Source organism: Corynebacterium sp. (assembly GCF_030532325.1).
Lineage (GTDB): Bacteria > Actinomycetota > Actinomycetes > Mycobacteriales > Mycobacteriaceae > Corynebacterium.
This window is the reverse complement of sequence record NZ_JAUNLS010000008.1, coordinates 40,978-63,846: the sequence shown is the minus strand read 5'-3', so window position 1 is coordinate 63,846 and position 22,869 is coordinate 40,978. Positions and strand designations below refer to the sequence as shown.

General features: G+C 61.6%; 22 protein-coding genes, 2 tRNA genes and 1 pseudogene. 12 read left to right on the top strand and 13 right to left on the bottom strand.

Annotation, left to right across the window (positions count from 1 at the left end; translation table 11 throughout):
* Window positions 1-2 precede the first annotated feature (2 nt).
* The 5 genes from rsmG to rpmH are packed head-to-tail and all read right to left on the bottom strand — an operon-like array spanning window position 3 to window position 2,415.
* The gene (rsmG, locus tag Q4E25_RS06095) at window positions 3-611 is read right to left on the bottom strand and encodes a 16S rRNA (guanine(527)-N(7))-methyltransferase RsmG (RefSeq protein ID WP_303155171.1); all 609 of its coding nucleotides are present in this window, start codon (window positions 609-611) and stop codon (window positions 3-5) included.
* Window positions 612-656: 45 nt separating this feature from the next.
* Complete coding sequence (gene yidC, locus Q4E25_RS06090) at window positions 657-1,640, bottom strand: membrane protein insertase YidC (protein WP_303155169.1); 984 nt, start codon at window positions 1,638-1,640, stop codon at window positions 657-659.
* Window positions 1,641-1,654: 14 nt separating this feature from the next.
* Complete coding sequence (gene yidD / locus Q4E25_RS06085) at window positions 1,655-1,921, bottom strand: membrane protein insertion efficiency factor YidD (RefSeq protein WP_303155251.1); 267 nt, start codon at window positions 1,919-1,921, stop codon at window positions 1,655-1,657.
* Complete coding sequence (gene rnpA, locus Q4E25_RS06080; RefSeq protein WP_303155166.1) at window positions 1,918-2,268, bottom strand: ribonuclease P protein component; 351 nt, start codon at window positions 2,266-2,268, stop codon at window positions 1,918-1,920. The genes yidD and rnpA overlap by 4 nt, the downstream gene beginning before the upstream one ends.
* Window positions 2,269-2,271: 3 nt before the next feature.
* Window positions 2,272-2,415, bottom strand: coding sequence for a 50S ribosomal protein L34 (rpmH, locus tag Q4E25_RS06075; RefSeq protein ID WP_003847033.1), 144 nt, complete (start codon window positions 2,413-2,415; stop codon window positions 2,272-2,274).
* A 733-nt stretch (window positions 2,416-3,148) separates the two neighbouring features.
* Here rpmH and dnaA point away from each other — a divergent pair.
* The 5 genes from dnaA (at window position 3,149) to gyrB (ending at window position 10,622) form a co-directional block, all read left to right on the top strand.
* Complete coding sequence (gene dnaA, locus Q4E25_RS06070) at window positions 3,149-4,816, top strand: chromosomal replication initiator protein DnaA (protein WP_303155151.1); 1,668 nt, start codon at window positions 3,149-3,151, stop codon at window positions 4,814-4,816.
* Between the two features lie 714 nt (window positions 4,817-5,530).
* Window positions 5,531-6,712 carry a DNA polymerase III subunit beta gene (gene dnaN, locus Q4E25_RS06065; RefSeq protein ID WP_303155150.1) on the top strand — a complete coding sequence of 394 codons (1,182 nt, stop codon included), beginning with the start codon at window positions 5,531-5,533 and terminating at the stop codon, window positions 6,710-6,712.
* A 16-nt stretch (window positions 6,713-6,728) separates the two neighbouring features.
* Complete coding sequence (gene recF / locus Q4E25_RS06060) at window positions 6,729-7,904, top strand: DNA replication/repair protein RecF (RefSeq protein ID WP_303155149.1); 1,176 nt, start codon at window positions 6,729-6,731, stop codon at window positions 7,902-7,904.
* Window positions 7,897-8,466: a DciA family protein gene (locus tag Q4E25_RS06055; RefSeq protein WP_303155148.1), complete on the top strand. Its 570-nt coding sequence runs from the start codon at window positions 7,897-7,899 to the stop codon at window positions 8,464-8,466. The genes recF and Q4E25_RS06055 overlap by 8 nt, the downstream gene beginning before the upstream one ends.
* Before the next feature lie 125 nt (window positions 8,467-8,591).
* Window positions 8,592-10,622 carry a DNA topoisomerase (ATP-hydrolyzing) subunit B gene (gene gyrB, locus Q4E25_RS06050; protein WP_303155147.1) on the top strand — a complete coding sequence of 677 codons (2,031 nt, stop codon included), beginning with the start codon at window positions 8,592-8,594 and terminating at the stop codon, window positions 10,620-10,622.
* 9 nt (window positions 10,623-10,631) lie between these two features.
* Here gyrB and Q4E25_RS06045 read toward each other — a convergent pair whose 3' ends face one another.
* From Q4E25_RS06045 to Q4E25_RS06025, 5 genes are read right to left on the bottom strand one after another with little or no spacing between them, the layout of a single operon-like run.
* A complete protein-coding gene (locus tag Q4E25_RS06045; RefSeq protein WP_303155146.1) occupies window positions 10,632-11,324 on the bottom strand; it encodes a nitroreductase in 693 nt (230 codons plus the stop codon).
* A 37-nt stretch (window positions 11,325-11,361) separates the two neighbouring features.
* Window positions 11,362-11,799, bottom strand: coding sequence for a hypothetical protein (locus Q4E25_RS06040; protein ID WP_303155145.1), 438 nt, complete (start codon window positions 11,797-11,799; stop codon window positions 11,362-11,364).
* A 37-nt stretch (window positions 11,800-11,836) separates the two neighbouring features.
* On the bottom strand, window positions 11,837-12,307 hold the full coding sequence (locus tag Q4E25_RS06035; protein ID WP_303155143.1) for a hypothetical protein: 471 nt from the start codon (window positions 12,305-12,307) through the stop codon (window positions 11,837-11,839).
* Window positions 12,308-12,358: 51 nt separating this feature from the next.
* Window positions 12,359-12,619, bottom strand: coding sequence for a cell filamentation protein Fic (locus Q4E25_RS06030; RefSeq protein WP_303155141.1), 261 nt, complete (start codon window positions 12,617-12,619; stop codon window positions 12,359-12,361).
* The gene (locus Q4E25_RS06025; RefSeq protein ID WP_303155140.1) at window positions 12,616-12,828 is read right to left on the bottom strand and encodes a CopG family transcriptional regulator; all 213 of its coding nucleotides are present in this window, start codon (window positions 12,826-12,828) and stop codon (window positions 12,616-12,618) included. Before Q4E25_RS06025 ends, Q4E25_RS06030 begins: the two co-directional genes overlap by 4 nt.
* A gap of 79 nt (window positions 12,829-12,907) precedes the next feature.
* Between Q4E25_RS06025 and gyrA the strand changes: the two genes are divergently transcribed.
* The 4 genes from gyrA (at window position 12,908) to Q4E25_RS06005 (ending at window position 18,546) form a co-directional block, all read left to right on the top strand.
* A complete protein-coding gene (gene gyrA / locus Q4E25_RS06020) occupies window positions 12,908-15,493 on the top strand; it encodes a DNA gyrase subunit A (protein ID WP_303155139.1) in 2,586 nt (861 codons plus the stop codon).
* Window positions 15,494-15,496: 3 nt separating this feature from the next.
* Entirely contained in the window at window positions 15,497-15,838 is a 342-nt protein-coding gene (locus Q4E25_RS06015) for a DUF3566 domain-containing protein (protein ID WP_303155137.1), read from the top strand.
* Between the two features lie 172 nt (window positions 15,839-16,010).
* Window positions 16,011-17,378 carry an NAD(P)/FAD-dependent oxidoreductase gene (locus tag Q4E25_RS06010; protein ID WP_303155136.1) on the top strand — a complete coding sequence of 456 codons (1,368 nt, stop codon included), beginning with the start codon at window positions 16,011-16,013 and terminating at the stop codon, window positions 17,376-17,378.
* 175 nt (window positions 17,379-17,553) lie between these two features.
* Window positions 17,554-18,546, top strand: a complete 993-nt coding sequence (locus tag Q4E25_RS06005; protein WP_303155135.1) for a hypothetical protein — start codon at window positions 17,554-17,556, stop codon at window positions 18,544-18,546.
* 10 nt (window positions 18,547-18,556) lie between these two features.
* Here the strand turns inward: Q4E25_RS06005 and Q4E25_RS06000 are convergent, their stop codons facing one another.
* The gene (locus tag Q4E25_RS06000; RefSeq protein WP_303155134.1) at window positions 18,557-18,982 is read right to left on the bottom strand and encodes a YdhK family protein; all 426 of its coding nucleotides are present in this window, start codon (window positions 18,980-18,982) and stop codon (window positions 18,557-18,559) included.
* 186 nt (window positions 18,983-19,168) lie between these two features.
* Window positions 19,169-20,101 carry a helix-turn-helix domain-containing protein gene (locus Q4E25_RS05995; RefSeq protein WP_303155117.1) on the bottom strand — a complete coding sequence of 311 codons (933 nt, stop codon included), beginning with the start codon at window positions 20,099-20,101 and terminating at the stop codon, window positions 19,169-19,171.
* Between the two features lie 187 nt (window positions 20,102-20,288).
* Between Q4E25_RS05995 and Q4E25_RS05990 the strand changes: the two genes are divergently transcribed.
* Both Q4E25_RS05990 and Q4E25_RS05985 read left to right on the top strand, forming a co-directional pair.
* A tRNA-Ile gene (locus tag Q4E25_RS05990) sits at window positions 20,289-20,365 on the top strand.
* 8 nt (window positions 20,366-20,373) lie between these two features.
* Window positions 20,374-20,446: transfer RNA gene (locus tag Q4E25_RS05985), tRNA-Ala, on the top strand.
* Window positions 20,447-20,576: 130 nt separating this feature from the next.
* Here the strand turns inward: Q4E25_RS05985 and Q4E25_RS05980 are convergent.
* Window positions 20,577-21,125 (bottom strand): annotated as a pseudogene (locus tag Q4E25_RS05980) (IS256 family transposase); the annotation flags it as partial.
* A 414-nt stretch (window positions 21,126-21,539) separates the two neighbouring features.
* On the opposite strand from Q4E25_RS05980, the gene Q4E25_RS05975 reads away from it, so the two are divergent.
* A complete protein-coding gene (locus tag Q4E25_RS05975; protein WP_303155114.1) occupies window positions 21,540-22,763 on the top strand; it encodes a tetratricopeptide repeat protein in 1,224 nt (407 codons plus the stop codon).
* Window positions 22,764-22,869: the final 106 nt, after the last annotated feature.

Here is a 22,869-nt window from a genome sequence, read left to right as displayed (position 1 = left end):
CTCTAGTTCACCCGTGGGACACGAATAATCGTGGTGCCCTTGATGGTCATGACCTCGGCCTTCCCGCCTCCAGCACGCTTGATAGCGGCGGCGTCGCGCTCCAGCTCCTCATGTACCGAGGAACCCTTGAGCGCAATCATCTCGCCGCCCTTGCGCACCAGCGGCAGGGACCACGTGGCCAGCTTGCCCAGCGGGGCGACGGCGCGGGAGGTCACGATGTCCGCGCCCTTGACCGCCTTCTTCACTGGGCCCTCCTCGGCGCGGCCGCGGATGACGGTGACGTTATCCAGGCCCAGCTGCTCCTTGACCTCGGAGAGGTAGTTCGAGCGCTTGAGCAGCGGCTCGATGAGGGTGATCTGCAGATCCGGCCGGGCGATAGCCAGCGGGATGCCGGGTAGGCCTGCGCCACTGCCGACGTCAATAACCGTGGCGCCCTCCGGCATCACCTCTGCCACCACGGCGCAGTTGATGATGTGGCGCTCCCACAGGCGCGGTACCTCGCGCGGGCCGATAAAACCACGAATGGACCCGTCTGTAGCGAGTGAATCATGGTAGGCCTGCGCTAGGGGCAGACGGGAGCCAAATACGTCAGACGGGTCCACTTCGGACACGATGTTTCTCCTCAGAAAGGGGACAACGAATGGATTGGGTGGTATTTAGTTGTTTTTGCGCTGCTTCTTGGAGCGGTTATCGCGCTTGCGCGCGCCCGGCTTCGGGGCGGAGGTGCGCTTGAGCTCGGCCTTGGCGGCCAGTTCTTCTTCTTCCTCGCGGTCCATCTTGGCAAAGACCACGCGGGTCTGCACGAAGGTCCACACGGTGTTGGCCAGCATGTAGAACAGCAGGCCGACGGGCCAAATGAAGCCGGAGAAGATGAGCATACCGGGCATGAGCCACAGCATCATCTTGTTCATCATGGCCATCTGCTGCTGCATCATCTCGGCGTTCTCGCCCTGCGGCGCGGCCGTCTTGCCGGCGGCGCGGCGCGCCTCCTGGCGGTTGAGCGACATGCGCGCGTTGAAGTGCGTCAGCGTGGCAATGATGGCGATGAGCGGCACAATGATCATGGCCGCCTGCGCCGTGGAGGTCTCCTGAATGATCTTCAGGCCAGAGTTCAGGCGGAGGTTAGCCACCAGCGGGATGCCGAAGATCTTCGCGTCAACGAACTGCTGCACCAGCTCCGGGGAGAAGATGTAGTTCGCAATCTGCGCGTTGGCCTCCTCAGACAGCGGCTCGCCGGCCGGGTGGCCCACGCCGCCGGCGACGGCCACGGTGCGGTCGAATGAGCGCAGCACGTGAAACAGACCGATGAACATCGGAATCTGGGCCAGCATGGGCAGGCAGCCGGCCACCGGACGCACGCCGGCTTCCTTGTAGATGCGCTGCATCTCCTGGGCAGCCTTGGTCTGGTCATTGGCGTACTTCTTGCGTATCTCCTGGATCTGCGGCTGGATCTCCTGCATCTTGCGCGAGGAGCGCAGCTGAGTGATGGTGGGCTTGACCATCACCGCCTTCAGGGTCCACGTGAGCAGCACGATGGCGAGAATCCAGGTGCCACCCCACGCCGGATCCAGCACGAAGCTCAGCAGCCAGTGCCAGAACCATAGAACGGCCGAAATCGGCCAATAGATGAAATTAAGCACGAGTGTTTTCTACCTCAGTTGTTGTGTTTTGCCGGAACCGGATCGAATCCGCCCGGGTGCCAGGGCCCGCACTTGCACACCCTCGCGATGGCCAGCACAACGCCTTTAAAAGCTCCATGGACGGAGATGGCCTCCAGAGCGTAGGCGCTGCATGTCGGTTCAAAACGACAGGTGGACACCATCTTAAGGGCTGAGAGGTGCTTTTGGTAGAAGCGCACCGCTGCGACGAGCGCTTTGGCGGCCCCTCGAGCCTCCGGTATTTCTTCACCTTGGGAGTTTATGTATCCCACTTGCGCAGAGCCTTCCGAATATCGCGTAAGAGCTGCTCACTTGTGGCCTCTGCGCTAGCCGGCAGGGCCCGGATGACGATGTCCGCCGTCGGTGGCAGCTGCTCGAAGAGCTGCATGCACACATGACGAAGCCGCCGGGAGGTGCGGTGGCGAACCACGGCATTCCCGACGGCTTTCGAAACTACCAAGCCGAATCGCGGCCCAGAAGCAGCGATGGCGTCTTGGTCGGTGTTGTTGCGCATGTGCACAACAACGGTGCGCGTGCCCGCCCGGCGACCACCCTTGATCGTCCTCCGGAACTCCGCAGGCGATGTGAGCTTGTGCTGGGCTGGAAGCATTGATTAAGCGGTGAGCTTTGCGCGGCCCTTCTTGCGACGTGCTGCAACGATGGCGCGGCCTGCACGGGTGCTCATGCGGGTGCGGAAGCCGTGCTTGCGAGCGCGACGACGGTTGTTGGGCTGGAAGGTACGCTTACCCTTTGCCACGATTATCTCCTTGAAGTTGTACGCGGACCCCACCTGAACAGCAGGCTGGACATCCACTTGAATTAATGGAAATCGTGAGTATTGACGGCAGCCGCGTACCAATAAGGCGGCGCCACCCCTCACGCGCAACGGTTCATGTTGCGATAGACCATGACAGATTACGCGATTTGCCACCGGCGAAACAAATCGACACACGGGTGTCCCCGAAATTACAAAGATGTTTTTATCCGCAGCTTAGAGCCCACTTTCCGCCCTCTTACTGGGAGAGCTCGAGCCGCGCCCGGAGCAATTGCCGGCGCCCGGTAGCTAGCCCAAAATCCCTGTTAGACACCCACCGGCGAAGGGGGGTAAAACGTAGTAGTCAAATTCCACAGACGCCCACAGGCTGTGAATAACTCTCAAGCACTGCTTTAAACTTTCGCAATTTTAGCAGCTCAGAGGGTTTAAGCACCCAGTGTGCAGTTATCCACAGGCATACGCTAGGCTGTGGATAACGATTTCTTCCACACCTGTGGATAACTCTGTGGACTACGAGGTAACCCGCGGAAAACCCGTGTGGATAGCTCGGTGGAAACACAAGTGAAAAATGTAATTCCCACAGGAATTTCGTCTCTTAACTGTCCCTCGTCCAAGTCAATTCACTGCGACGAGCCCGCGTTGAGCGCAGCCAATGAATATTTTTGGCCGCTTTCTGCGCGGTCACTCACCCGTTGCAGACAAGAAGGAAGGCGTCTTGACTGACCCACAAGCGGCACTCAAAGCCGGCTGGAAATCAGTGGTTGCTGATCTCCTAGCCCAAGCTGAGCAACCCAACTCAGACGTCCCCAACTTCAACCACAGCCAGCGCCTCTACCTTCAACTGACCCAGCCCATCATGATGATGGACGGCTACGTGCTCATCGCCGCACCCGACGAGACCTCCAAGCACGTGGTGGAGACCGAGCTCAGCCCGTATATCACCGCGCAGCTGACCAAGCAGCTGGGCCGTCCCTGCACCTTGGCTGTCACCATTGCCAATGAGCCCGAGCCGGAACCGGAGCCCGAGCCCACGCCGAAAAGCTCTCCCCAGCCTGAGCCGACTTACAGGGAATCGGGCTTTCCGGGTGCTGGGTTCTCCGAGCATGGCTACCGCGATCCCTTTGGCCAGCAGGCCCCCAACCAGCAGCACCAGCCGCAGGCGCAATTCCAGCAGCCGCCGGCCCAGCGCCCGCAGCAGATGCAAGCGCCCTCCCACGGCTCGGAGTGGCGCACCACCCACGCGCCGGCCAGCCTGGATGAGCTCGCGCAGCACTACAACCAGCAGCAACAGGCCGAGGGCCACGCCGCGCGCATCCCGCGCGAGGAGCCCGCGCACAACCCCAACCGCGAGGAATCCCTCAACCCGAAGCACACCTTTGAAAACTTCGTCATCGGTTCCTCCAACCGTTTTGCCAACGGCGCCGCAGTGGCCGTGGCGGAAAATCCCGCCCGCGCCTACAACCCACTGTTTATTTGGGGCGGCTCCGGCCTGGGCAAGACGCACCTGCTGCACGCCGCGGGTAACTACGCCCAGGTGCTGCACCCGGGCCTGCGAGTGAAGTACGTGTCCTCGGAAGAGTTCACCAACGATTACATCAACTCCCTGCGCGATGACCGCCAGGAATCCTTCAAGCGGCGCTACCGCAACCTGGACATCCTCATGGTCGATGACATCCAGTTCCTAGAGGGCAAGGAGTCCACGCAGGAGGAGTTCTTCCACACCTTCAACGCGCTGCACCAGGCCAACAAGCAGATCATTTTGTCCTCTGACCGCCCGCCGAAGCAGCTGACCACGCTGGAGGATCGCCTGCGCACCCGCTTTGAGGGTGGTCTCATCACGGACATTCAGCCGCCGGATCTGGAAACGCGCATTGCGATTCTCATGAAGAAGGCCGCTGCCGACGGCACCGACGTGGACCGCTCCGTACTGGAGCTCATCGCCTCGCGCTTTGAGTCCTCCATCCGCGAGCTGGAGGGCGCCTTGATCCGTGTCTCCGCCTACTCTTCGCTGGTCAATGAGCCGATCAGCCTGGAGATGGCGGAGATCGCACTGCATGATCTCGCCCCCGATTCCGCAGACCGCCAGATCACGGCGACCACCATCATGGAGGTCACCGCGGACTTCTTCAACATTGACGTCGACACGCTGCGCGGCGCCGGCAAGAAGCGCGCGGTGGCGCACGCCCGCCAGCTGGCGATGTACCTGTGCCGCGAGCTCACCGAGCTTTCCCTGCCCAAGATCGGCGATCAGTTCGGCGGCAAGGACCACACCACCGTGATCTATGCCGACCGCAAGATCCGCAAGGAAATGACAGAAAACCGCAACACCTACGACGAGATCCAGGCGCTGACCCAGCGCATCAAGTCCCACAACCGCCACTAAGCGCCACTAAGCGCGGCCACTCCGGCTTTACGGGGACAAGCCCACTCCCACAAGGCTGAACCTAGAAAGCTGAACCTCACGCTCACGTGCTGCTCCTCCGTGAACAGCGCGGAAGCCCACCTGCGGGTTCAGCCATCCAGGTTCAGCCTTTTAGGTTTTGTGGGGCACCGTGCCGTCCCCTTTCCCACGCCCTCACCGCGTAGAAAAGTTATCCACACCGTTATTCACAGTTGTGTAATTTCATTGTTGTAATTCGTAGATCTTGGTCACAGTTTTAGATCTCACAGCAGATCAGCGGCCCTCAACGCGCTGTGATCAACGCTGTGATCAGCGGCGATGATCCTGGGGATGGATTGTGGATAACTTTGGCCGGTTTTGAGTTACTCACATTTTTTGTCATTTGATCACAGAGATCCCACAGCCCCACCCACACCGCGGATCAGCGCCGCGAACTTGTCATTTAGGCCTCTATCCACAGATCCCACAGCGCTTATTACTACTACTATCTAGATCTCTCCCCTTATCAAGTAGAAAAGGGATGTGTGTGATTCGCCGAGGCCCGGCTGCGGCCGGCGCCCTGAACGAGCGCGCACAGATGGAATTACAAAATCCTGTGCGGGCCCACCCATGCGGTAAGTTGGAATTCAGCGTGCGGGAAATGACAAATCTCCCGCGTTTATTGATCCGATGTTCGTAGAGGAGCCTTTTGTGACGATGGACCAGTCTGTGTCATTCCGTGTTGCCAAGGACGACCTATCCAACGCCGTCGCATGGGTAGCACGCAGCCTTCCCTCAAAGGTCACCCAGCCCGTCCTGCGCGCCATGCTGATCACCGCGGATGACAACGGCTTGGAGCTCACCGGCTTCGACTACGAGGTATCCACCCGCGTGCGCATCGGCGCCATGGTGGACGAGCCCGGCCGCATCGCCGTGGCCGGCAAGCTGCTCGCAGACATCGTTGCTTCCTTGCCCAACAAGGAAATCGAGATGACCCAGCAGGATTCCAAGGTCCTGCTCTCTTGTGGTTCCACCCGCTTCGAGCTGCCCATCATCCCGCTCGATGATTACCCGCAACTGCCGGTCCTGCCGGAGGTCACCGGCACCATCAACCCCCAGCTCTTTGTTGAGGCCATCAGCCAGGTCGGCGCCGCCGCCGGCAAGGATGACACCCTGCCCATGCTCACCGGCGTGCACATTGAGATTCACGGCTCGCACGTGGAGATGACCGCCACCGACCGCTTCCGTCTGGCCATGCGCACCCTCGAGTGGGATCCGGTCTCCCCGGACGTCGAGGCCAAGCTGCTGGTTCCCGCCAAGACCTTGCAGGACACCGGCCGCTCCCTCGATACCCACCTGGGCACCCCGGTGGAGATCGCCGTGGGCACCGGCGAGAACATCGGCGCCGATGGCCTCTTTGGCCTGCATGCCGATAACCGCGAGACCACCACGCGCATGCTCGACGCCGACTTCCCCAACGTCGCACCGCTTCTGCCCAAGACCCACACCGCCATGGCCAGCATCGCGGTGGCACCGCTGCAGGAGGCCATCCGCCGCGTCTCCTTGCTTACGGACCGCAACGCGCAGATTCGCATGGAGTTCTCCGAAGGCCAGGTGGTGCTCGCCGCTGGTGCCGATTCCGGCCGCGCCACCGAGACTCTGCCCTGTGCGTTCTCCGGGCGCGATGAGTTTGTCATCGCCTTCAACCCCAGCTACCTCAAGGACGGCCTGGCGGTGGTGCACACCGAGCGCGTGGTCTTTGGCTTTACCGAGCCCTCGCGCCCGGCGATCATGATTCCGGAGCCGGAGGAAATGCCGCTGGCCGACGAAGACGGTGTGTTCCCCACCCCGGAGACTAACTTCACCTACCTGCTCATGCCGGTTCGCCTGCCGGGCTAATCCCAGCGCATCCTGTATGTACGTACGCGATCTTGCTCTCAGGGACTTTCGTTCGTGGCCTGAGCTCTCCGTGGAGCTGGGGCCGGGGATCACCCTGTTCGTGGGACGCAACGGTTTTGGCAAGACCAACATCGTCGAGGCCATCGGCTACCTCGCCCACTTGTCCTCGCACCGCGTGTCTCACGACGCCCCCCTCGTGCGCCAGGGAGCGGAGAACGCCAGGGTATCCATCACCGCGGTTAACCAGGGCCGCGAGCTGACGGCCCACCTGCTTATCAAACCCCACGCCGCGAACCAGGCCCAGATCAACCGCACCCGCCTCAAGAGCCCGCGGGAGGTGCTCGGCGTGGTGAAGTCCGTGCTCTTCTCGCCGGAGGATTTGGCGCTGGTGCGCGGGGAGCCGGCAGAGCGCCGCGCCTATCTCGATGCGATCATCGCCTCGCGCACCCCGCGTCTGGCCGGGGTGAAGGCCGACTATGACAAGGTGCTCAAGCAGCGCAATGCGTTGTTGAAGTCGGCGTCGGCAAGCTTGCGCCGCGGCTACGGGGACGCGGACGGAGCCTCGGCGCTGGCCACGTTGGACGTGTGGGACGCGCAGCTGGCCCGGCTGGGCGCGCAGGTCACGGTGGGGCGCTTGGAGCTTGTCGACGCCCTCTCTCAGCTCATCCCCAGCGCTTATGCCGGGTTGGCTCCGGAGTCACGCCCGGCGCACATCGAGTACAAGTCCACCATTGACGTCACTGATCGGGAGGTACTCGAGGCGGTGATGCTCACCGAGCTCGCCGCCGTGCGCCAGCGCGAGATCGAGCGCGGGATCACCCTGGTGGGTCCCCACCGCGACGATCTCCTGCTGCACCTGGGTACCCAGCCGGCCAAGGGATTTGCCAGCCACGGTGAGACCTGGTCTTATGCCATCGCCCTGCGGCTGGCGGAGTTCAATCTGCTGCGCCAGGACGGAACTGATCCGGTGCTCGTGCTCGATGACGTGTTTGCGGAGCTCGACGCCAAGCGCCGCGAGAAGCTCGTCCACTTGGCCGCCGAGGCCGAGCAGGTGCTCATCACCGCCGCGGTGGATGAGGATCTGCCGGGCAACCTGCAGCCCAGCGTGCGCTTTGACGTCAGCGTGCGCGATACCGAGCAGGGGCGGATTTCTCTCATTGAACGCGCGGAAGGGGGCGCCAGCGATGACTGACAAAGACACGGGGAAAGACACGGGGAAGGACACAGCACACGATCCGGTGCAGGCCCTCTTCGAGCGGCTGCGCACCTCCTCGCCCAACGCCCCGGCGCTCAACAAGCCTGTGCCCAAGATGAACCTCAACCCGCAGGGCCCGGCGGAACCGAAGAAGTACCAGGTGGGAAAACCCAGCGGCCCGGACGGGCGGCGGCGCCGTCGGCCGCTGGACGTGCCCAGCCTGGGCGAGCAGATCCACAAGGAGATCGGCCGCCGCGGCTGGGAGCACGAGCTGGCCAACGGCTGGGTCATGGGCAACTGGGAGAACCTCGTGGGCGAGCGGGTGGCCGCGCACGCCACGCCGCGCACGATCAAGGATGGCGTGGTCTACGTGGACTGCGATTCCTCCAGTTGGACCACGCAGCTGCGCTACCTGCAACGATCCATCCTGCAGAAGATTGCTGAGCGCCTCGGTCCAGACGTGATCGTGAAGTTGCACATCCAGGGACCCACGCAGCGCCGCAATTACGACGGCCGCCAGTGGGTCAAGCCGCAGGGTTCTCAAGACACCTACGGATAGCCAGACCCCGGAAATCGGGCAAATTCCGGGCTCTCACGGGTGTGCGGTGCTCTCAGGTAGGGGGACACCGTGTAAAATGGCTAAAGTCTTAGATTTAGCTCTAGCCAAAAGGAGTACAAGAATCCGTGGCTGAACAACACGCATATGATGCCGGGTCAATCACTATCCTGGAGGGCCTCGAGGCCGTCCGTAAGCGCCCGGGCATGTACATCGGTTCCACCGGTGCGCGCGGCCTCCACCACCTGATTTGGGAGATCGTCGATAACTCTGTCGATGAGGCCATGGCGGGTTACGCCGACAAGGTCATCGTCACGCTGCGCGAGGACGGCGGCGTGGAGGTCATCGATAACGGCCGTGGCATCCCCGTGGAGATGCACGCCAGCGGCGCGCCGACCGTCCAGGTGGTCATGACCCAGCTGCACGCCGGCGGCAAGTTCGACTCCGAGTCCTACGCGGTTTCCGGTGGTCTGCACGGCGTGGGTATCTCCGTGGTCAACGCGCTGTCTACCCGCGTCGAGGCGGACATCAAGCGCGACGGCAAGCACTGGTACCAGAACTTTACCAACGCGGTGCCGGACACGCTGGTGGAGGGCGATAACGCTCGCGGCACCGGCACCACCATCCGCTTCTGGCCGGATCCGGAGATCTTCGAGACGGTGGAGTTTAATTACGACACCATCGCTCGACGCCTGCAGGAGATGGCCTTCCTCAACAAGGGCCTGACCATCATCCTGCGCGACGAGCGCACGATGTCCGCCGAGCAGGCGGAGCTGGAGGCCATCGCCGAGGCCGGCGACGCCCCCGTGAGCCTGGCCAAGCTCGACGAGGACGGCGCCGAGGAGGGCCAGGAGGGCAAAAAGAAAAAGAAGGAAGTCACCTACCACTACCCGAATGGCCTGCAGGATTACGTCGAGTTCCTCAACAAGAACAAGACGGCCATCCACCCCTCGATCGTCGCTTTCGACGTCAAGGGCGAGGAACACGAGGTAGAGATCGCGCTGCAGTGGAACCAGGGCTACAAGGAGTCCGTCCACACCTTTGCTAACACGATCAACACCCACGAGGGCGGCACCCACGAGGAGGGCTTCCGCGCCGCTCTGACCACCCTGATGAACCGCTACGCCAAGGAGCACAAGCTGCTCAAGGAGAAGGACGGCAACCTCTCCGGCGATGACTGCCGCGAGGGCCTCGCGGCGGTGATTTCCGTCAAGGTGGCTGACCCGCAGTTCGAGGGCCAGACCAAGACCAAGTTGGGCAACTCCGAGATCAAGGGCTTCGTGCAGCGCGCGGTCAACGAGCACCTCAATGACTGGTTTGACGCCAATCCGGCGGAGGCCAAGGTCATCATCAACAAGGCGGTCTCCTCCGCGCACGCCCGCGTGGCCGCGCGCAAGGCCCGCGAGCTGGTGCGCCGCAAGTCTGCCGGTGATCTGGGCGGCCTGCCCGGCAAGCTGGCGGATTGCCGCTCGAAGGATCCCAAGATCTCCGAGCTCTACATCGTGGAGGGTGACTCCGCAGGTGGTTCCGCCAAGGCGGGTCGTGACTCCATGTTCCAGGCCATCTTGCCGCTGCGCGGCAAGATCCTCAACGTGGAAAAGGCCCGCATGGATAAGGTGCTTAAGAATAACGAGGTCCAGGCCATCATCACCGCCCTGGGCACGGGCATCCACGAGGAATTCGATATTTCGAAGCTGCGCTACAACAAGATCGTGCTCATGGCCGATGCCGATGTTGACGGCCAGCACATCGCCACGCTGCTGCTCACGCTGCTCTTCCGCTTCATGCCTAAGTTGGTGGAGGACGGCCACGTCTTCCTGGCTAACCCGCCGCTGTACAAGCTGAAGTGGGCTAAGGGTGATCCGGGCTTTGCCTACTCCGACGCCGAGCGCGATGCTCTGCTGGCGGAGGGTCTTGAGCAGGGCCGTAAGATCAACAAGGACAACGGCATCCAGCGCTACAAGGGTCTGGGTGAGATGAACGCCTCCGAGCTGTGGGAGACCACCCTGGATCCCACCACGCGCATCCTGCGCCGGGTGGATCTGGAGGACGCCCAGCGCGCCGACGAGCTCTTCTCCATTCTCATGGGCGATGACGTTGCGGCACGCCGCTCCTTCATCACTCGCCGCGCAAAGGACGTCCGTTTCTTGGATGTTTAACAGGGTGTCCTAGTCGAGGTCGAGGCCCTCCAGGCCGTGCAGCGTGACGGTTTCCGAAAGCGGTGCGCGGCCTGGTTCCGTTTTGTACACCGGGCTGGACTCGTCGGCGCGGCCAAAGGTGATGGCGGTGATGAGCTTCTGATCCTCGTCGATGCCGAGGAACTCGCGCACGGTCGGGGCCAGAAGGGAGATCATGCCCTGCGGAACGCCGTGGTAGCCGTGCGCCTCGAGGGAGAGCAGGAAGTTTTCCGCGTAAGTACCCTGGTCAAAAGCTGCGCGGTAGCGGTCACCGATGTTCGGGATGAACATCAGCGCGGAGTAGGCAGCGCCGAAGAAGCGGAGGTTCTCGCGGATGAACTCCACGCGCGCCTCCTTGTCCTCGCGGGCGATGCCCAGCAGGCCGTACATCTTGGCGCCCAGCTGCTGGGAGCGCTTGGTGTAGATGCCCTCGCCGTAGTCCACGGTGAAGTCCGGGTTGATGCCGTTGGTGTTGAACTCGTTGACCAGTACCTCGCCCAGCTCACGCAGCTTCTCGCCGCCGATGAGGTGGACGTTCCACGGCTGGGTGTTGGAGTTCGAGGGGGCCGATTGGGCGTCGATAAGCACCTGCTTGAGCACATCCGCCGGGATTTCCTCCGGAAGGAAGGCACGAGGGGAGTGGCGCTTGCGGATAAATTCGGAATAGTTTGCAGATGAAAGCATGGGCGCCACCATACACCCGTGATGTTAATGCTGCGAACTACATGTGTTTCTGCAGGATACGGCCCAATTTAGGAATCTGTGGTTCCACAACCTTGGATGCCTTGCCGCGCAAGGTGCTGTAGGTCTTGGACAGCGCGGCGTTGTTCACCTGCTCGGCGTTGCGGTCGGCGACCTTCATGAGGGACTCGGTCACCTCGGTGCCGCGGCCGGCAAGGAAAGCGCCGAAGTCGGTGGGTTCGGTGGCTTCGAACTCCTGCCAGTAGCTCTCGAGCTCGTTGAGGATCTCCGGCAGCATGCGGTGGAGGGCTTTGGCGATGATCTCGGCGTCGATCTTGGTGGCGGCGGCAACGGCGCCCTTGAGCGCCATTCCGGTGATGCCGGACTGGGAGCTGACGGCCTGCTCGGCCGCGACGCGCAGATCTGCGACGACGGCCGGGCGGCGAGTGGGTTCCAGGAGTTGGGAAAGACTAGACATGCTCGTTAGTGTACTTTCCCCTCACAGTCCGGGCGTGTTACTGCGCCGGGGCAGGTGCGCTTGAGCCGGCCTTGAGCGCGGCGAGCTGATCGGCGATCTCCGGGAAGCCGTTGGTGCGGGCCAGGCGCTCGAGGTCGAAGTCTAGCCCGCCGCCGTAGAGGCGGTTGGCCTCGGAGGAGCCGGAGACGTCCTGCAGGCCCAACTGGGCGGCGAGCTGATCCACCTGCGCGCGCAGGGCGGGGACGTTATCGGTGATGAGCTTGAGCAGGGCCAGCGAGCCCAGTACGGAGGCGGAGATGACCAAGCCGGTGTCCAACGGGGAGGAGCCGGTGCCGGTGGAGCCGGCCTCCCCCTGCTCGAAGTCGGGGTTGGTCTTATCCGGCTCCCAGCCTTCGGGTGCGGTGGGGCCGGAGGAGGGGTCGGAGGAGGCGGCGCTGGCTGCGGGGACGGCGGCGGTGCTCAGGGTGGTGGCCACCAGGCCAGCGGCGAGCAGCTTCTTGAGGGACATGGAGGGGTTCCTTTCGCTCAGGGAGTTCTAGGGAATCTTAACAGCTTTAACTTACATAACTTCCGTTACGGAGAGGTAGACCCGGGCGCAGAATACCGCGAATTCCTCATTTCTTGCGCTCAATGCTTTCACGCCGCGCAGCACCTGGGCCAGCGCGCGGGCGGCCTGGCGCGGGGAGTCATGTACCGGGATGCCCTCAAAGCTCGCGGTGCTGGCGGCGGCCGCCGCGGCGAGTGCGGAGAAATTGGTGACGCGCACCTGGTAGCGCGCGCAGAACTCACGGGCGATGAGGAGAAGCTGCTCCGCGGTCACTGCCGTGACCTGCGGATTTCTGCCTCCAGCTGGGCGCGGCCGGGTAGGAGGTGGCGCGCGGTGTCCTGCACGGTGGCGTCGCTAAGCCGGCGCGCGGCCGCGGCGACAATCGCGCGCACCGCCGCCTCGTGCTTGGAGGTGCCCTGCGCGGCGGCGAGCAGGGTGAGCGCGTGATCCTGTTCCGGGCTGAGTCTCAAGGTCATGGCCATGCCGGAAATGGTATCACCGTGATACCGTCTGCGCGGGGGATCCGGCCGCAGAGGGCCACAGAAGGTAGAATTCGGCCCTATGAGTGACAACAACGGCGATCTCTTTGATCGCATCCAACCCATCGACATCAACGAGGAGATGGAGTCGAGCTACATCGACTACGCCATGTCCGTCATCGTTGGCCGCGCCCTGCCGGAGGTGCGCGACGGCCTCAAGCCGGTCCACCGCCGCATCCTCTACGCCATGTATGACTCTGGCTACCGCCCGGACCGGGGCTACGTGAAGTCCGCCCGCCCTGTCTCGGACACCATGGGTCAGTTCCACCCGCACGGCGATACCGCCATTTATGACACCCTGGTGCGCCTGGCCCAGCCGTGGAACATGCGCTACCCGCTGGTGGACGGCCAGGGTAACTTCGGCTCCCGCGGTAATGACGGCCCCGCCGCCATGCGTTACACCGAGTGCCGCATGACCCCGCTGGCCATGGAGATGGTCCGCGATATCCGCGAGAACACGGTGGACTTCGCCCCCAACTACGACGGCAAGACCCAAGAGCCGGTCATCCTGCCCTCACGCGTGCCCAACCTGCTCATGAACGGCTCCGGCGGCATCGCCGTGGGCATGGCCACCAACATCCCGCCGCACAACCTCAACGAGCTGGCGGAGGCCATCTACTGGCTGCTTGATCACCCCGAGGCCAGCGATGAGGAAGCGCTGGAGGCCTGCATGCAGTACGTCAAGGGCCCAGATTTCCCCACCGCCGGCCTCATCGTGGGCGACCAGGGGATCAAGGACGCCTACACCACCGGCCGCGGTTCCATCCGCATGCGCGGTGTGACCTCCATCGAGGAGGCGGGCTCCCGCCAGACCATCGTGATCACCGAGCTGCCCTACCAGGTCAACCCGGACAACATGATCTCCAACATCGCGGAGTCCGTTGCCAACGGCAAGATCGCGGGCATCGCCAAGATCGAGGACGAGTCTTCGGACCGCGTCGGCATGCGCATCGTGGTCACCCTCAAGCGCGACGCCGTGGCCCGCGTGGTGCTCAACAACCTCTACAAGCACTCGCAGCTGCAGACCTCCTTCGGCGCCAACATGCTCTCCATCGTCGACGGTGTCCCGCGCACCCTGCGCCTGGACCAGATGCTGCGCTACTACGTGGCTCACCAGATCGAGGTCATCGTCCGCCGCACCCAGTTCCGCCTCGATGAGGCCGAAAAGCGCGCCCATATCCTGCGCGGCCTGGTTAAGGCGCTGGACATGCTCGATGAGGTCATCGCGCTGATCCGCCGTTCCCCCACGGTGGATGAGGCGCGCGAGGGCCTGATGCAGCTTCTCGACGTCGACGAGGTCCAGGCCGACGCCATCCTCGCCATGCAGCTGCGCCGCCTGGCCGCCCTGGAGCGCCAGAAGATCGTCGACGAGCTGGCAGAAATCGAGCGCGAGATCGCCGACCTCAAGGACATCCTGGCCCGCGACGAGCGCCAGCGCGCCATCGTCCACGACGAGCTCGCGGAGATCGTGGAGCGCTACGGCGACGAGCGCCGCACCCAGATCGTGGCCGCCAGCGGCGACGTCAGCGATGAGGACCTCATCGCCCGCGAAAACGTCGTGGTCACCATCACCTCCACCGGCTACGCCAAGCGCACCAAGGTGGATGCCTACAAGGCGCAGAAGCGCGGCGGCAAGGGCGTGCGCGGCGCCGAGCTGAAGCAGGACGACGTGGTGAAGAACTTCTTTGTCTGCTCCACCCACGATTGGATCCTCTTCTTCACCAACTTCGGCCGCGTCTACCGCCTCAAGGCCTATGAGCTGCCGGAGGCAGGCCGCACCGCCCGCGGCCAGCACGTGGCCAACCTGCTGGAGTTCCAGCCGGAGGAGAAGATCGCCCAGGTCATCCAGATCCAGTCCTACGAGGACGCTCCTTACCTGGTGCTGGCCACCCAGCAGGGCCGCGTGAAGAAGTCCCGCCTCACCGATTACGAGTCCGCGCGCTCCGCGGGGCTCATCGCCATCAACCTCAACGAGGGCGATGCACTCATCGGCGCGCAGCTTGTCGACGAAGGCGATGACATCCTGCTCACCTCCGAGCAGGGCCAAGCCATCCGCTTCACCGCCGACGATGACCAGCTGCGCCCCATGGGCCGCGCCACCGCCGGCGTGAAGGGCATGCGCTTCCGCGGCGATGACCAACTGCTGTCGATGTCCGTGGTCAACGACGGCCAGTTCCTGCTCGTGGCCACCTCCGGCGGCTACGGCAAGCGCACCGCCATCGAGGAGTACACCCGCCAGGGCCGCGGCGGCCTGGGTGTGATGACCTTCAAGTACACCCCGAAGCGCGGCAAGCTCATCTCCGCCATCGCCGTGGACGAGGACGACGAGATCTTCGCCATCACCTCCGCCGGCGGCGTGGTGCGCACCGAGGTCAACCAGATCCGCCCGAGCTCGCGCGCCACCATGGGCGTGCGCCTGGTCAACCTGGCCGAGGACGTCGAGCTGCTTGCCATCGACCGCAACGTCGAGGACGATGGTGAGGAAAACGCCGAGGCCGTGGCCAAGGGCGAGAAGACCATCGAGGACGTCAAGCAGGAACACCACAAGGGTGGCAAGGCTGACGGCGATGGTGCCGAAAAGAAGGATGAGAAGAAGGACGAGGAGTAATTCATGGTCGGACGAGAACTAACCCTCGCGCGGATTTCGCCGATGTCGGCCTTCCGCGTGGGCTTGGCGATGTCCCTCGTCGGCCTCGTTGCGTGGATCCTGGCGGTGTGCTTGCTGTACGTCGGCTTGGACCAGGTGGGCATTTGGGATTCTCTCAATAGCCTGGTCGGCGGGGTTGGCGGTGGCTTCCAGGTCACCTTCGGTGTGGTGCTGTCCATGGCGGCGCTCATCGGCGCCATCATGGCGGTGCTCATGACGCTGCTCTCGCCGCTGCTGGCGGTGATCTACAACGCCATCGTGGAGCTCTTCGGCGGCTTCAAGATTCGCCTGAGCGACGCCCAGTAGCTCGCACGCGAAGGCTCGTACCTCAACCCAGCGCGCCCGGTGACCCCGGGCGCGTTTGGCGTTTTTGGCCAAGTTCTGGCCGTCTCAGGACAACTCGCGTCGCGCAATCCAGTTCACAATAAGGAGTCAGAAGAGATACAACTCATATTCTGCGAGAGAGGACTGAAGAGTGATGAATTCTCCCCACGTCATTGTCATTGGAGCCGGATTCTCCGGGCTGGTTGCCGCCCGTGAGCTACAGACCGCCGGGATCAGCTGCGAAATCGTCGAGGCGCGCGACCGCATTGGAGGGCGCGCGTGGACCGATGACCGCATGGGCCTGCCGCTGGAAATGGGTGCGACGTGGGTGCACTGGTTCCAGCCCTACATCTGGAGCGAGGTCACGCGCTACAACCAGGGCATTCACACCAGCCCGGCGGATAACCAGGCCTATTGGGTGACCCAGGGCGAGGTGCACACGGCGCCGGAAGCCGAGGCCGATGAGAAGATGATGCCGGCGCTGGACATCATCTACAAGCACTCCGATGAGTTCTTCCCCAACCCGCACGATCCGCTGGCCATCCTGCGCGAGGAGTTCGGCGCGGATCCCGCCCAGGTGGAGGAGTTCAAGGCCTTCGACCACAAGTCCGTCATGGACATTCTGGAGGAGGCCGGCGTGGAGCAGGAGCTGCAGGACATGGTGGAGGGCTTCTGGGCGGCGGCCTACATTGGCGAGCCGCGCGCGGGCTCCTCGCTCATGGCCAAGCAGTGGGCTGCACTCTCGGATCACAGCCACAAGCTGGTCGACGAAATCAACCTGCGCTACAAGCTGGACAACGGTATGCGCGGCATCTACGAGGCCATCCGCGAGGATCTACGCTGCCCCGTCCACCTGGAGACCCCCGTGACCAAGGTCGAGCACGGTGACTCGGGCGTGCGCGTGACCCTCGAATCCGGGGAGGTCAAGGAAGCCAGCGCGGTGATCTGTACGGTGCCGCTGGGCGCGCTGGGCAACATCGAGTTCGACCCGGCCCTGCCGGAGGAGCAGCAGCGCGTTATCGACGCCCGCTGGAACTCGGAGGGCGCCAAGATCTGGATCAAGATCAAGGGCCACCACCGCATCATCGGCTACGCCGGCTCCGATAAGCCCATGTCCCTCATCCGCTCCGAGTACTTCCTGGAGGATGACAACGGGGAAAAGACCACCGTGCTGGTGGGCTTCGGTGCCAACCACAACAACGTGGACATCAATGACGTTGCCGATGCCCAGCGCATCATGGACACCTGGGACCTGGATGTTGAGGCAGTGGACTGCACCGGCCACGACTGGGTGAAGGATAAGTGGACCCAGCAAGCCTGGGCCACCCTGCGCAAGGGCCAGTTCATTGACGGGTGGAGCCACTTCATCAACTCCGATTCCGCCCTGCACTTCGCCGGCGCGGACTTTGCCCCGGGCTGGCGCGGCGTGGTGGTCGACGGCGCACTGCAATCCGGCATCATGACTGCCCGCCGCGTCATCAACCGGCTGCGTGCAGCCAAGGCCCTGCCGAAGGCGGCCTAATCTCACACTCTACCTGGGGGAGTAGGGAGTGAAGATCGATGCTCTTTTCCTGATATTCCCGCGAAGCAGAGTTAAGATTTGCTGTGAAACTACAGGTTAACGCTGTACTTCACCAAGCTAGCCCTGTGTTTCATCATTTTCTGTCTCGCTCCCTCACTCTTTCCCAGGAGAATCCATGTCTTCCTTTGCGCGCCGCTTCCTCGCCCCCGTCGCCGCCTCGGCACTGATCGTGGCCGGCATGCCGGCCATTGCCCAGGCGGCCCCGGATCCCACCACCGGCGTTGAGCTCAACGTTGAGAGCGATCAGTTCGTGGGCGGCACCTACATCTACAACCCCTCCAACGGCACGATTGAGGGCGCGAAGGCCCTCAAGGAGCTGCGCGGCTACATGTGGGACGTCAACCCGCCGTTCAAGGGCTACAGTTTTGACCCCTACAACGGCACGCTGCAGGATGCCGCCCGCCAGGAAGGCATCACCACCAAGGAGCAGTACCAGGACATCAAGATCGACCAAGATCTCAACTGGATCGCAGTGCAGCGTGCGGTGGAGATCACCGGGGTGTGGGGCCACGTCCGCCCGGACGGCTCCGAGACGGCAAGCGCCACCCGCGGCGATCGCGCTCCGGAGGTGGAGTCTCTGGCTATGGGCAATACGCTCACCATGCGCACCGCCATCATGGATAGCTGGGGCAAGGGCGAGCTCAAGGCGCTGCAGCAGGCCAACGGTGAGTGGTCGACTGCGAACGGCCACCTCGTCCACCTTCTGCATCCGAGGCACACGGTCTGGGGTTTTGGTGGCGTGCACACCCCGGGCAAGGGCTATGAGCACTTCTTCGCGGCCGTGAATGGCTCGGAACTTGTCACCCAGGGTTCCACCAAGAACCTCTGGTACAAGCAGACCCTCTACCGCGCCCCGAAGGATGGCGAGCGCGCCACCGGCCTGCTGGAGCCGAAGCCGGGTGAGAGCGAGCCGCTTGCCGGCAAGCCGGACCTGGGTTACGGCAAGGGCGGCATCAGCATCGGCCTGAGCAGCGACAACCCGGAGGCCGTCAAGGGCATCAACATCGCCCTGGGGGTCATCTCGGCGATCATCGCGCTGGTCGGCCTGGCTAATCAGATCGGTGCGCTCGACCTGTCTGGCCTTCTGTCGCGCTTCCTGCCGCGTTAATTAGGGCTAATTAGGCAGGCTGGATTTCATCCTCCACGACCCACTTGTGGTTCTTCCACTGCGTGCCGTCGGCCTCGTAGTCAACCACGTACACAGTTTGGTCGGTGGAGGAATCAATGGTGGCCGTGGCCCCCTCCATGCCCGGCATGTGGTCGGTGTTGAGGGTAACGGTGGAGCCAACCGGGAAGGCGGGGTCAGCCGCCGGCTGCATCCCGGCGGGGACGGGGCCGCCGTCGGTGGGGTGCTCCATTCCCTCGTGTCCGGAGTGGCTGGAGCCCTGGTCATGGCCCTCGGCCGCAGTACTCGTGCTCCCCTCACTGGCGGCGGTCTCCTGGGCAGAGGTGCCGGGGGAGGGGTTCTCGTTGGGCGGGGTGCAGGCGCTAAGGCCTGCGGCGAGGACGGCTGCGGCTGCGGTGGCGACGAAAGGCTTGGTCATTGCTCACTCCTTAAACGTTGTTGAATACTCGTTGTTTTGGCTTCGCTGAATTTGTATCGGACATAGTCGTGGGCGATCGGGAGACCGCCGCGCGAGTCCGACTATACCCCTATGGGGTATAAAGGCCTGTGCTGAACCGTAGAGCGAGCTGTGTGCCGGTGTGGTGAAGCAACTGGTGGTGGACAATCATCCGGCCGCGCGCAGCCGGTACGCCCGCGGGCTGAGCCCGAACTCGGACTTGAAGGAGCGCGACATGTAGCTGGCGTCGGTCACCCCGTGTGATTCCGCGATGTCCATGATGGAAAGGTGCTGAAAGCTCGGGTTGGCTAGGTCGCGCCGAATCATGTGTAAGCGGCGGGAGCGGATAAATCTGGTCACGGTGAGATTATGATCCGCGAAGTGCTTTTGCAGGTTGCGCAGTGAGACAAATAGGGCGTCGGCCACGGTTTTGGGGCTGAGTTCCGGATCGCCCAGGTTGAGGTCGATGTGCTCGGTGGCCTTGACAAAGAGCTGGTCCCCGATGCGCTCGTGCTGGGAGAGCTGCTGCTGGGCGACGGCCAGCACGACCCCCTCCAGGAGATGCTCCAGGGCCTGCGCGGAGAGGGCGTCGGCAGACAGCTCAGGCGCGCTACCCAAAGCGCGCAGCGCCGGGATGAGCACGGCGCCCATACCCTCGGAATCCTTGATAACCGTGGTGGAAATCCTTTCCATCAGCTCCACCGTGGCGGTGACGAGGGAGGCCGGGAACTTGATCAGCAGCCCCGTCTGCGATTGGGGGAAGCGCACGACGTAGGGCTGGTGGGTAACAAAAATGGTGAGCTCTCCCGGCCGCAAGGAACAGGAGCGCGGTCCCTGCTCCACGATGCTCGTCCCGGTGAGCTGCAGGTAGATCTTGACGTCACGCGGCGCATCGCGGCTAATGAGCTGCGGGGAGCGCTCCAGGGTGTGTGCCTCGGTGGCGATGTCATAGATTTCGATGTTGCCCACGAGTCTGCGCTCAAAGGCGGCGCTGAAGTCTTGGGCGTTGGGTGCTTCGGCGGTACGCAAGGAGGCGAAGTTCTGCGCCAGGAAGTCTCTCCACTCTGAGAGGTTCACCGCATGCGGCAGAAAAGTCGTCATAGAACGCCTCCTATGTGTTGTGGCTAATGCTGTATCAATATAGTGCCTATCATCACATCACGCGCGTGAATCGCCGGGCGGATAGGCGTGCGCCTGCCGCCCGTGCAAACCGTATTAAAACCATGGTTGACCATGCGATTTGTGTTCTGTGGAGGGTTCTATGTAGAGTTACTACTCGTTCCGCTAGGGGCCTATAGCTCAGTCGGTTAGAGCGCATCGCTGATAACGATGAGGTCGCTGGTTCGATTCCAGCTAGGCCCACCAGGAACAATGGGGCATTAGCTCAATTGGTAGAGCATCTGCTTTGCAAGCAGAAGGTCAGGAGTTCGATTCTCCTATGCTCCACAGGAAAACACCCTCCAGTCATTCTGGCTGGAGGGTGTTCGTGTGTGCCGAATTGTCCCAGCGTCTCCGGGTTAAGAGGCCTTTTGTGTGGATTTGCGGCGTGTCATCTTAAGGGACATTTTGTGTGGATTTAGCCTTTGCCGGCCCAGCCCTTTCTGATGCCTATGCTGGGGTTCCATTCTTGGTCGATGCCGGTGTCGTAGGTTGCTGGGCGTCCGTCGGGGCTGCCGTAGCGTTGCTGTTGTTCTTGTTGCCAGGCTTGGTGTGCGGCTTGTTCTCCTAGGCGGCCGAAGTCTTGTTCTTTGGCTAGCTCGAGTGGTGGTCTTGGTGATGGGGTGTGGTGGTAGAGCCACCAGTCCATGGTGATGCGTTGGTGTTCGTCGAACATGCCGCGGTGTTTGCCGGCGAGGTCTTTGAGCTGTTTGTTGATTCCTCCTTCTAGGAGGTTTGTGGTGGACTTGAGGTCAGTGGTGGTGCCTTGGGGTGGGGTAAGGAAGACGAAGAGTTCGCCTGCTTTGAGCAGCTTTTCTAGTCGTCGTAGTGCTCTGCGGGCATTGCGGTGGGTGTACCACCATTTTTGGTTGGTGTTTACCCATGTGGGTACTTGTTCTGGGGTAAGGCAGCTGCGGTAGGTGCGTTGTTTGAGCCAGTCATTGAACGTGATTCGGGTGTGGTGGACAGTTGTGGCAACTTCGGCAAGTGTCTCGGCTCCGAGTCCAAAGAGTCATTGGATAAACAAACTTGGGAAGATTCGCCAGTTGCGTATATGTGAACGTGCCGAACTTCATGCTGCTAACGCTTTCAGTATTGAGCCGGTACTACCCACGGTTAAACCCGAAGCGCATTTACTTGGCAAGCTCGGGCCATCAATGAGCTCATCGAGTTTTATATGCCCGTAGGCTATTGTGTTATAAAACACGTGAGAGTATAACTATGATATACAGCAAAGAAAGGAGGGACTATGAGACACGCAACTCTCGAAGAGCTGCTGCTGGACGAAGCCTTTATGGGCTGCGCGCCCGCATACCGTCACTGCAAGTAACTAACTCGAGCGCCGGGAATCGCCGGCGCTCCCTTTATGATTGGGGCAGCCATGGTTGAATTTAATCCTGTCTTAAAATATCTATCGCCTAGTCGAATATGGCCTGAAGAAGGAAACGCACGGCACGCGGGTCAAGAGAAGCAAAATCTATCCTGTGGAGCGGTATTGCGCACTAAAAGAGTGGGATTGAATCACCAGAAGCGGACTGGGGGTAGGATATTTCCTCCGCAAGCGATCTATTCACGCGTTGCTGCTGTGGTTTTGGCCTCTGAACCGGAGGAAATTGAGTACGCATTTAGTCGCTTCGAGCTTTGTAAAAATGACCAGTTGGAAATACAAAAAAGTGCAGTTGCGGCATGGGTTGCTGCGGCTTCATTATTTGTGAATAGTAAACCGATTCCAAAACAAATTGGAGTTGAACGCCCCTTCCTGAATGCAACCGCGGACTTTGAAGTGGTAGAGGATCTGTCCAAGTCGCCCTCAAGAATTGTGCGATTTAGTGCCACTTCTAAAACCGGGCTCGATATGCATCAGTTGCTAAAACTATCGGTTGCTGGTGATCCTGTTAATCCTTTGGCTTTATTGCTGTTTCATGAACAGCGCGGAACCGCGCTGTCTCCTGAGCTGTTGCTCCTAAAAGCATCTTTACTACAGATCAATTCAAGGACTGTGGAAGGGTGGGATACCCTGCAATCTATAGATAGGGAGGCTCTATCTATTTCAGATCGGTTGGAATTGGACGTACTTGTCTCTACGTTTTATTCCCGATATTTTCCGACCAACTTGCAGAATTCAAAGAAGGCTCTTGACATTCTATTGCCGTGGATGTCGCAAGAACAGCAGAAGGAACTTGGGTTGGAGGACAGAACCTTTTTGCTCAATGCTGCTGCGCTAGCGGCGATGAAGGTTAAAGACGGGATGTTGGCGAAGCGCTTAGCATTGGAATCAATTGCACAAGCAAAGGGCGGACAAGAGCGGTCCCATCACTTGGTGCATCTCGAATCTGTCGCCTTGCTAAATATGGCTCGATTATTATTCCGTTCTGGAGATTTTGAGGGCTCAGTTGACTATGCATTGCAGTCGGCTAGATGTGAGTCTGACTTCTATGGTGCCCATAAGCTTGTTATAGATTGTTTTATTAAAACAGGCCAGTATGAAAAAGCTTTGGAAACTTTTGAACAAGCGAAGCTACGTTGTCAAATAGACGAAAAAGTTGTTTACGACGGTATGCGTTTGTACGGGTTGAATGGGCAATTTGATGAAGCGTTCAGTTGAATGGGCAATTTGATGAAGCGTTCAACTGTGCAAAGGTTCTAATCCCGACGTTTTTCGGTGTCCGTGGTTTTTCTAGTTTATTTGAGGAGCTGTCTAGGAAAAATGG

Coding starts and splice junctions, on each gene's coding strand:
- rnpA (WP_303155166.1), bottom strand. CDS start 2,268: ATGCTTCCAGCCCAGCACAAGCTCACATCGCCTGCGGAGTTCCGGAGG.
- dnaN (WP_303155150.1), top strand. CDS start 5,531: ATGGACCAGTCTGTGTCATTCCGTGTTGCCAAGGACGACCTATCCAAC.
- recF (WP_303155149.1), top strand. CDS start 6,729: ATGTACGTACGCGATCTTGCTCTCAGGGACTTTCGTTCGTGGCCTGAG.
- Q4E25_RS06055 (WP_303155148.1), top strand. CDS start 7,897: ATGACTGACAAAGACACGGGGAAAGACACGGGGAAGGACACAGCACAC.
- Q4E25_RS06045 (WP_303155146.1), bottom strand. CDS start 11,324: ATGCTTTCATCTGCAAACTATTCCGAATTTATCCGCAAGCGCCACTCC.
- Q4E25_RS06040 (WP_303155145.1), bottom strand. CDS start 11,799: ATGTCTAGTCTTTCCCAACTCCTGGAACCCACTCGCCGCCCGGCCGTC.
- Q4E25_RS06035 (WP_303155143.1), bottom strand. CDS start 12,307: ATGTCCCTCAAGAAGCTGCTCGCCGCTGGCCTGGTGGCCACCACCCTG.
- Q4E25_RS06025 (WP_303155140.1), bottom strand. CDS start 12,828: ATGGCCATGACCTTGAGACTCAGCCCGGAACAGGATCACGCGCTCACC.
- gyrA (WP_303155139.1), top strand. CDS start 12,908: ATGAGTGACAACAACGGCGATCTCTTTGATCGCATCCAACCCATCGAC.
- Q4E25_RS06015 (WP_303155137.1), top strand. CDS start 15,497: ATGGTCGGACGAGAACTAACCCTCGCGCGGATTTCGCCGATGTCGGCC.
- Q4E25_RS06010 (WP_303155136.1), top strand. CDS start 16,011: ATGAATTCTCCCCACGTCATTGTCATTGGAGCCGGATTCTCCGGGCTG.
- Q4E25_RS06005 (WP_303155135.1), top strand. CDS start 17,554: ATGTCTTCCTTTGCGCGCCGCTTCCTCGCCCCCGTCGCCGCCTCGGCA.
- Q4E25_RS06000 (WP_303155134.1), bottom strand. CDS start 18,982: ATGACCAAGCCTTTCGTCGCCACCGCAGCCGCAGCCGTCCTCGCCGCA.
- Q4E25_RS05995 (WP_303155117.1), bottom strand. CDS start 20,101: ATGACGACTTTTCTGCCGCATGCGGTGAACCTCTCAGAGTGGAGAGAC.
- Q4E25_RS05975 (WP_303155114.1), top strand. CDS start 21,540: ATGGTTGAATTTAATCCTGTCTTAAAATATCTATCGCCTAGTCGAATA.